At 71.2% G+C, this 8122-nt stretch carries 7 protein-coding genes; 2 read left to right on the top strand and 5 right to left on the bottom strand.

Going from position 1 to position 8122, the window contains the following annotated elements; all coding sequences use genetic code 11:
- Positions 1-1368: 1368 nt before the first annotated feature.
- Both AB0J52_RS18585 and trxA read right to left on the bottom strand, forming a co-directional pair.
- Entirely contained in the window at positions 1369-2244 is an 876-nt protein-coding gene (locus AB0J52_RS18585) for a putative RNA methyltransferase (protein ID WP_500182836.1), read from the bottom strand.
- Between the two features lie 134 nt (positions 2245-2378).
- Entirely contained in the window at positions 2379-2732 is a 354-nt protein-coding gene (gene trxA, locus AB0J52_RS18580) for a thioredoxin (RefSeq protein ID WP_500182835.1), read from the bottom strand.
- Positions 2733-2864: 132 nt separating this feature from the next.
- Between trxA and AB0J52_RS18575 the strand changes: the two genes are divergently transcribed.
- Positions 2865-3878, top strand: a complete 1014-nt coding sequence (locus tag AB0J52_RS18575) for a sigma-70 family RNA polymerase sigma factor (RefSeq protein ID WP_500182834.1) — start codon at positions 2865-2867, stop codon at positions 3876-3878.
- Positions 3879-4083: 205 nt separating this feature from the next.
- A complete protein-coding gene (locus AB0J52_RS18570) occupies positions 4084-5433 on the top strand; it encodes a class II 3-deoxy-7-phosphoheptulonate synthase (RefSeq protein ID WP_500182833.1) in 1350 nt (449 codons plus the stop codon).
- Positions 5434-5543: 110 nt separating this feature from the next.
- Here the strand turns inward: AB0J52_RS18570 and AB0J52_RS18565 are convergent, their stop codons facing one another.
- The 3 genes from AB0J52_RS18565 to AB0J52_RS18555 form a co-directional block, all read right to left on the bottom strand.
- The gene (locus AB0J52_RS18565) at positions 5544-5912 is read right to left on the bottom strand and encodes an ATP-binding protein (RefSeq protein WP_500182832.1); all 369 of its coding nucleotides are present in this window, start codon (positions 5910-5912) and stop codon (positions 5544-5546) included.
- Positions 5913-5920: 8 nt separating this feature from the next.
- On the bottom strand, positions 5921-6250 hold the full coding sequence (locus AB0J52_RS18560) for an STAS domain-containing protein (protein ID WP_500182831.1): 330 nt from the start codon (positions 6248-6250) through the stop codon (positions 5921-5923).
- 30 nt (positions 6251-6280) lie between these two features.
- Positions 6281-8122 (bottom strand): SpoIIE family protein phosphatase (locus AB0J52_RS18555; protein ID WP_500182830.1); only part of this gene is annotated, 1842 nt, incomplete at its 5' end.

The raw sequence follows: 8122 nt of genomic DNA, 5'->3' as shown, positions 1-8122 counted from the left end.
GAACCCGGGACCTGCCAAACCCGAAGGAGGATCCGAAGATCCCAGCAAAACAACCTCCGAAAAGGTCGCTTGCCTCAAAGAAATCCCCACCCCGACCGAAACGGCCGAGGCACGGGGTGATCAGGCCTTGCCTGATCTATAAAGGCACTGGCTTTTAACACGCTGTTGAGTTCTCAAGAAACGGACACCCACCGCGCTCCACCCGCTCTCGCGAGCCTTGCTCCGGGGCAACCCTTCTAACTTACCCGGCTCATCTCGCTTGTCAAACCGTCTGTTTCCAGCGATCCGACTCGTGAGCTTCACCGGCTCCGCGGACGTCAACGATCGACCGAATCGAAGTCGGCTGATGTTGTTACCTCGCGGAGTGCCTGCCGGGCCGACCGCCTCTTCAGCGTCCTGCATCCCGTCTCAGGCTTACCACACCATCGTACCTCAGCCCGAGACTCGCTCGAACCGGTTTTCCGGTCTAACTCCCCGGGGCCGTCCGCCGGTGTCGGCGTCCCGCATCCCCTTGGGGCAATGAAGACTTTAGGAGTCGTTCCGAGCATGGTCAAATCGGCGTCACCAAGCGCAGGTCGTCGCCCCACAGGTCCCCGAATCGGCGTGCGGTACGGTTCGGCTCATCTCGTCCAGGTGGTCCCAGGGAGCGCCGCATGTACCCGTTCCTCCCCGCCGGCAGCCTGTCCTCGGCTGAGAGCCTCGTCGTCGCCGCGACCATGGGAACGCCGGTCCACAATGTGCGTGCCTGGCGGTTCCGCCCTTCGGGCCAGGGGATCGAGGTCTGGGCGGAGCCCGGCCGGTTCCGGGCCATGGACGACCCGTGGGGCAGAGGGCTCCATCTCGGTTGCGGCGCCGCTCTGGTGAACCTGCGGCTGGCGGCCGCACAACTCGGCCATGGAACGGTCGTCCGCCTGCTGCCTGATCGAGATGCCCCGGCTCTCCTCGCGCGCGTGCGCCTGGTGCGCGCTCATCGCACCTCCAGAGGCGAACGCCTTCTCTACGCGGCGAGCATGAGGCCGTTTCCCAGGCGCCGCCCCGACACGGCGTGTCCCCCTACCGGATCGTTCCTGAACGTGCTCGCTGAGGCGGTCCGTTTGGAGGGCGTGACGCTCCATCCGCTCCCGGCGAATGCTGGCGACACCACCCGGCGAGCGGTGCTTTCCACGCAGGGCGACGGGCCTGGAGCGTGGATACGCGCGGGGCAGGCATTGCAGCGGGTGCTACTGGATGCGTCGATACGCGGGGCGGCCGTCTCGTTCATGTATGAGGTGCTGGACGGAGACGGCGACGGGTTCTGGCCGCTGCTCGTCCCAGGCGATGTTCCCCAGGTTCTACTCGAGATCTCCGGGCCGGCGGCTCAGGCCAAGGCTATGACTTGCGGCGGAAGCGCGACAGCACGAACGACAGTGGCACCGGGCAGGGGTCGGGCAGTTCGCTGAGCCTCGCCGCGAGAGTGTCCGCGGAGATGTGATGAGCGCTCGGGCCCATCCCCACGAGGGTCAGGACCTCCTCGTGCGCGAGGGACGCCTCGAATTCGAGATCGTCGCGTGAGAGAAGCTCGAAGTGCTCAGCGAGGGCGGCGTCGGTGCGCTCCGCCTTCTGTTCGTCCACCTTGAGAAGACCGAGCGCGTCCACGAGCGGTCCCAGGTGCCGGCTGGACGGTGTGACCACGATGAGTGAGCCGTCCGGCTGGAGGACCCGGTGGAACTCCGCCGCGTTCCTGGGGGCGAAGACGTTGATGATGGCGAGCGCCGCGCCATCTGCGACGGGCAGGGGCTGCCAGAGGTCCGCGACGATCGCACCGATACGCGGATGCGCGCGAGCCGCCCGGCGAGCGGCGTGCTTGGAGAGGTCCAGGGCAAGGCCGGGGATCTTCTGCGCCTCGGGCTTGTCCAGGACGGCGCTCAGGTAGTAACCGGTGCCTGCGCCGGCGTCCAGAAGGCAACCTTGGTGTGGGGTCTCGTCCCCCAGTGAGCTCGATACGAGCTCTGCGAGCGCCCCGGCCATGGGGGCGAAGTGCCCTGCGGCGAGGAACGCGTCCCGGGCGCGGACCATCTCGGGAGTATCGGCCGTGCCGGGGCGGGCGTTGCCCGGCAGCAGGTTCGCATAGCCCTGTTTGGCGACGTCGAAGCTGTGCCGTTCCGGGCAACGCAGACCTCGGTCGCCCTGGGCGAGAGGTTGGCCGCACACGGGGCAGATGAGGTATTCGACGACGTCGGCGAGCACGCGTCCATCATCGTGCATCCCACGCGCGCAGCGTTCGCCCATGTGGGACAGGGCTCATCCGGGGGCGCTGCGTCCCGTCCTGGGCGGGCGCTCGTTTGGCGGACGCAGCGTTCCGGCCGCCCCGGACGGGGACGGCCGGAAGGAGCAGTGCGTCAGGCCTTGAGACGGCGCCGGACGTCCTCCATGTCCAGCTTCTCGACCTGCTCGATGACGCTCTCGAGCGCCTGCTCGGGGAGGGCGCCCGGCTCGGCGAACACGATCACGCCGTCCCGGATCGCCATCAGCGTGGGGATGGAGGAGATCCCGAAGCGCTGGGAGAGCTCGGGCTCGGCCTCGGTGTCGACCTTGGCGAACGTGATCTCCTGGTGCTTCTCGGCGGACTTCTCGAACACCGGGGCGAACATGCGGCACGGTCCGCACCACGCCGCCCAGAAGTCGACCAGGACGATGCCGTCGCCCTTGGCGACCTCGTCGAAGTTGTCCGCGGTCAGTGTGACCGTCGCCATGTCGTTTTCTCCTCGGTCCGGGTATCAGGTCAGGTAGAGCGGCGTGCACCACCGAAGTATTCCCAAGTCGGGAATCACAGGGCGGTAATTAGCGTTCTCCTCTTAGGGAGATCGCACCGGAGAAGGGTCAGGATGGCTGCAACCCGTAACAAGGGCGACAGGGTCGACACCCCCGACAAGGACCTCGTCGGGGCGTATCTCGACCGGATCGGTCGTACCCCGCTGCTGGACGCGGTGGAGGAGGTCGACCTGGCGAAGGCGATCGAGGGCGGGCTTTACGCCGAGCAGCTGCTCGAGGAGGACCGCGTGCCCTCCGGCACCTCGCGGGAGGAGCTGGAGGAGCTGGTCCAGGCGGGGTTGCGCGCCAAGCAGCGCTTCGTCGAGGCCAACCTCCGACTCGTCGTTTCCATCGCCCGCAAGTACCCGACAGACTCGCTCCCGCTCATCGACCTCATCCAGGAGGGCAACCTCGGGTTGATGCGCGCTGTGGAGAAGTTCGACTACCGACGTGGTTTCAAGTTCTCGACGTACGCGACCTGGTGGATCCGGCAGGCGATCGGACGCGGGCTGAGCCATACCGCCCGCACGATCCGCCTGCCCGTCCACGTTGAGGAGGAGTTGTCCCGGTTGCGGCGCGCGGAGCGCCAGCTGAGCCGCGAGCTGGGCCGTGAGCCCACCCGCGAGGAGCTGGCCGAGACCGTGGGCGCCGACCCGGAGCACGTGGACGAGCTGCTGAGCTGGCGGCGCGACCCCGCCAGCCTCGACGCCACGGTCGACGACGCCGGTGAGACCGCCATGGGCGACCTCCTGGAGGACCCCGAGGCCGTGACGCCGGAGGCGGAGGTCGTGGCGCTGGACGACCTGGAGGGCCTCGGCCGCATGCTGGAGCGGCTGCCCGAGCGGGAGTCCGCGATCTTGCGCGCACGTTTCGGCATGGACAACGGCCAGCCGCTGTCCTACGCCCAGATCGGCGCGCGGTACGGGCTCAGCCACAACCGGGTGCGGCAGATCACCGACCGGTCGCTGCGCCGGCTGCGGCAGATGGCCACCGAGCACGAACCGGCGGGGGCACGCACTCTGACCACGGCCGGAGAGCGCCCGCTCCCCCACGCGGTGGATCCCCGCTCGCGCATCCGGGCCGCCTGACCGGCGGCCCTCCCCTGGCCCCGCAGCCCAGGTTCGGGTCCCCGCCACTCCCCGCCAGACCCTGCCGGACGCCGCCGCGAAATCGCTTTCGCGGCGGCGTTCGTGTTCCCGGGTGTCCGCCAGGTGGCCGTTCGGTGTCGGAATCATGCCGAGTGCGCCGTCCTGCTAGGCCCGGCGGGCGCGGTGTGCCATAGCCTTGTCCACCGTGAGTACATCAAGCGTCACCGGGGAGCTGGACGCCTGGCGCGGCCTCCCGGCACTGCAGCAGCCCACCTGGGACGACCCGGCCGAGGTCGAGGCCGTGGCCGCCGAACTCGCCAAACAGCCCCCGCTGGTCTTCGCGGGGGAATGCGACCAGCTCAAGAACCAGCTCGCCGAGGTCACGCACGGGCGCGCGTTCGTCCTGCAGGGCGGCGACTGCGCGGAGACCTTCGCCGGAGCCACCGCCGACGACGTCCGCAACAAGCTCAAGACCCTGCTCCAGATGGCGGTCGTGCTCACCTACGCGGCCAGCGTCCCGGTGGTGAAAATCGGGCGGATGGCGGGGCAGTTCGCCAAGCCGAGGTCAAAGCCGGTGGAAGTGCGCGGTGGCGTGGAGCTGCCCGCCTACCGGGGGGACGCGGTCAACGGCCTAGCGTTCGCGGCCGAGGAGCGGCGGAACGACCCGCGGCGGCTGCTGCAGGCGTACTTCTCGTCGTCGGTCACGCTGAACCTTTGCCGGGCCTTCACCAAGGGCGGCTACGCCGACCTGCGGCAGGTGCACGCCTGGAACCAGGACTTCGTCGCGCAGAGCCCGGCGGGCCGGCGCTACGAGCAGCTCGCGGGCGAGATCGACCGGGCGCTGACGTTCATGAAGGCGTGCGGGGCGAACCCGGACGAGTTCCACGGGGTGGAGTTCTACTCCAGCCACGAGGCGCTGATCCTGGAGTACGAGCGGGCGCTGACCCGCATCGACAGCCGCACCGGGTCCCCCTACGACGTGTCGGCGCACTTCCTGTGGCTGGGCGAGCGGACCCGGCAGCTGGACGGCGCGCACGTGGAGTTCCTGAGGCACATCCACAACCCGATCGGGGTGAAGCTCGGCCCGACGACCACGGCCGACGACGCCCTGGCGCTGATGGACAAGCTCAACCCGCACGGGGAGCCGGGCCGCCTGACGTTCATCACGCGGATGGGCGCCGACCGGATCCGGGACGCGCTGCCGCCGCTGGTGGAGAAGGTGACCCGCAACGGGGCGCCGGTCGCGTGGGTGTGCGACCCGATGCACGGGAACACCTTCGAGGCCCCGTCCGGGCACAAGACCCGCCGGGTCACCGACGTGCTGGACGAGGTCGCCGGGTTCTTCGCGGTGCACCGCTCGCTCGGCACCCACCCGGGCGGCATCCACATCGAGTTCACCGGCGACGACGTCACCGAGTGCGTGGGCGGCGGGGACGAGATCGACGAGGCGGACCTGCACCAGCGCTACGAGACGGCCTGCGACCCGCGGCTCAACCGCGGCCAGTCCCTCGACCTGGCGTTCATGGTCGCCGAGCTGTACCGCCGTCTCGACTGACCGATACCCGGGGGATCCGCTCACCGCGGCCGCCCCCGGGCGACGGCGTCAGCCTGACGCGGGTCGCCCGGGGGTGGCTACGCCGGGCGCAGAGCCACTCTCAGGGCGGGTTACAGAGCCACTTCCGCCCAGACGACCTTGCCGCCGGTGACGGGTTCGGCGCCCCAGGCGGTGGCGAAGCGGTCGACGATGAACAGGCCGCGGTGCGACTCGTCCAGAGGGCCGGGGACGGTGAGGCGCGGCAGCTGGCTGGCACGGTCGCGGACCTCGATGCGGACCCGTCCGTTGACGCGCTGGAGGCGGAGTTCGAGCGCCGTCCCCGCGTGCCTGACGGCGTTGGCGACCAGCTCGGCGACGATGGCCGTGACCAGTTCCTCACGCTCCAGCAGCGCCCACGTGCGCATGGTGCGGGCAGCGAGACGGCGCGCGTATTCGACGGCCTCGGTCTGCGGCGCCGCCCGGAGTGTGGTTTCGGTCACAGCCCCCGTCACGGCCCCACTTCCCTCTCGGCGTCATCGAGGAGGAATCTGTCCAGGCCGGTGGTGCGCAAAACGTTCTCGACCCGGCCATATGCGCCGGTCACCGTGAGCGAGGCGTTCTGGGCGCGTGCGTGCTTGTAGGCGCGCACGAGGACGTTGAGCCCCGAGGAGTCGCAGAAGTCCACCGCGGCCAGGTCGACGACCACCGCGCGTTCCCCCGCGTCGAGCAACTCCGTCAGCCGGGCCCGCAACTCGTCGGAAGAGTGCAGGTCAATTGAGCCGCGCGCGGCGATCGTCGCGCGGTCGTCATCTCGAGTCGTGTGCAAGGCAAGCCCCACACCACACCACCTTACCGATAGCCGGTCTCATCATGACGCGCGTAGGACGATGAGCGCGACGTCGTCGTTGGAGGGTTCGGGACCGAAGTCGCGGACCGCCCGCTGGATCCTGGCCGCGACCGCGCCCGCGCTGAGCCCGGTGCATCCGGCGAGAAGCCGTTCCAGGCCGTCCTCGTCGCCGAGCAGCCGGCCTCCGTGCCGGCGCTCGGTCACGCCGTCGGTGACGCACAGCAGCACCTGGCCGCGGTGGAGTTCGACGGTGTCGGCGTGGAAGGCGACGTCGTCGAAGACGCCGAGCAGGGGCTGCGCGGTGCCGACCTCGTGGACCGTCCCGTCCGGATCGAGGATCAGCGGCGGCGGATGTCCCGCGCTGGTCAGGGCGATGGTCACACCGTCCCGGTCCGGGCGCGGGGTGATCTCGCCGTGCAGCAGGGTCAGCAGCCGCCCGCGCTCGGCCTCGCCGAGGATCAGCCGGTTGAGCCGGCCGAGGACGCCCGGGACGGGCAGCTCCTCGGCGGCGAGGATGCGCAGCGCGTGCCGCGCCAGGCCGGTGACGGCGGCGGCCTGGGGCCCCGTGCCGCACACGTCGCCGATCGCGAAGCGCCAGCGGCTGACCGGTCCGGGGAGGCGCGGGCCGTCCGGGCCGCCCTCCCGGTCGGGGCATTCGAAGACGTCGTAGAAGTCGCCGCCGACCTCACTGCCCTCGCCCGCGGGCTCGTAGACGACCGCGACCTCCAGGCCGGGGATGTCCGGGATGCCGGGCGGGAGGAGGCTGCGCTGGAGCGCGCTGCTCATCGTGGTCTGCGCCGAGTAGAGGCGGGCGTTGTCGATGGCGAGGGCGGCGCGGCGGCTCAGTTCCTCGGCGAGCTCCAGGGCGCTGCGCGGGAACCGGTCCCCCGCGGCGCGGCCGATGACCAGCGCGCCGATGCGGCGTCCCCGGGCGACGAGCGGAAAGCCGTGGACGGCGCCGGCGGCCTCCGGTCCGGTGCCCTCGGCGAGCCCCTGCCAGGGGCCGGGCGCGTCGGGGCGGGGCCCCTGGGCGCGGTCGAGCTGGGCGCGCAGGGCGTCGGTGCGGGTCTCGTCGGCGTGCCAGACGTAGGCGAGGGCGGGCGGACCCGCGTCGGTGTCGGTGTAGACGGCGCACCAGGTGGCCAGGCGCGGCACGACGAGCTGGGCGACCAGGGCCATCGTGCGCTCCTGGTCGAGGGTGCCGGCGAGCAGGTCGCTGGCCTCGGCGACGAAGCTGAGCCAGCCGCGCCAGGACCGTTCCAGCTCGCCGACGCGGGCCTTCTCCAGCGACAGCGCCATCTCCTCGGCGATCCGGCCGAGCCGGACGCCGTCGGCGGGCTCGAACCGGCCGGGCTCGGCGGACACCGCGACGACCAGGCCGGTGAGGCGGCCCTGGTTCTCCAGGGGCGCGGCGGCCATGGAGCGGGCGCGGAGCGCGGCGGCGACGGGGTCGGAGGAGTCGGCGGCGACCCAGGGGATGCCGGCGCGGGCGTCGGGGCCGAGGTTGACCACCGACAGCTCGTCCGGGCCGGGTTCGCTGGTGAGCCCGGCGGAGGCGGCGACGACCAGGGTGCCGTCGCGTTCGGTGAGGAGCACGGCCGCGCCCTCGGCGTCGAGCAGGTCGCGGACGGAGGAGAGCGCGTCCTCCAGGGACTCCACGCCGGCCGGGGTGCGCAGCAGCCGGTCGTTGGCGGCGGGGAGGGCGGGCGGCTCGGAACGCCGGAACGCGTCGGCGGGGCGCCCCGGCTTGCGGCTCCCGGCCCGGTCCGTCGGGGCGGGGCCTTCACCGGGCACCGGATGGGAGCGGCTTCCGTTGGACATGCCGCTGGAGGCGCCGCCAGCCGGGCCGCCCGGCACGGCGCG

Origin of the sequence: Spirillospora sp. NPDC049652 (assembly GCF_040675125.1) — a bacterium.
Classification (GTDB): domain Bacteria; phylum Actinomycetota; class Actinomycetes; order Streptosporangiales; family Streptosporangiaceae; genus Spirillospora.
This window is presented reverse-complemented; position numbering and strand designations above follow the sequence as displayed.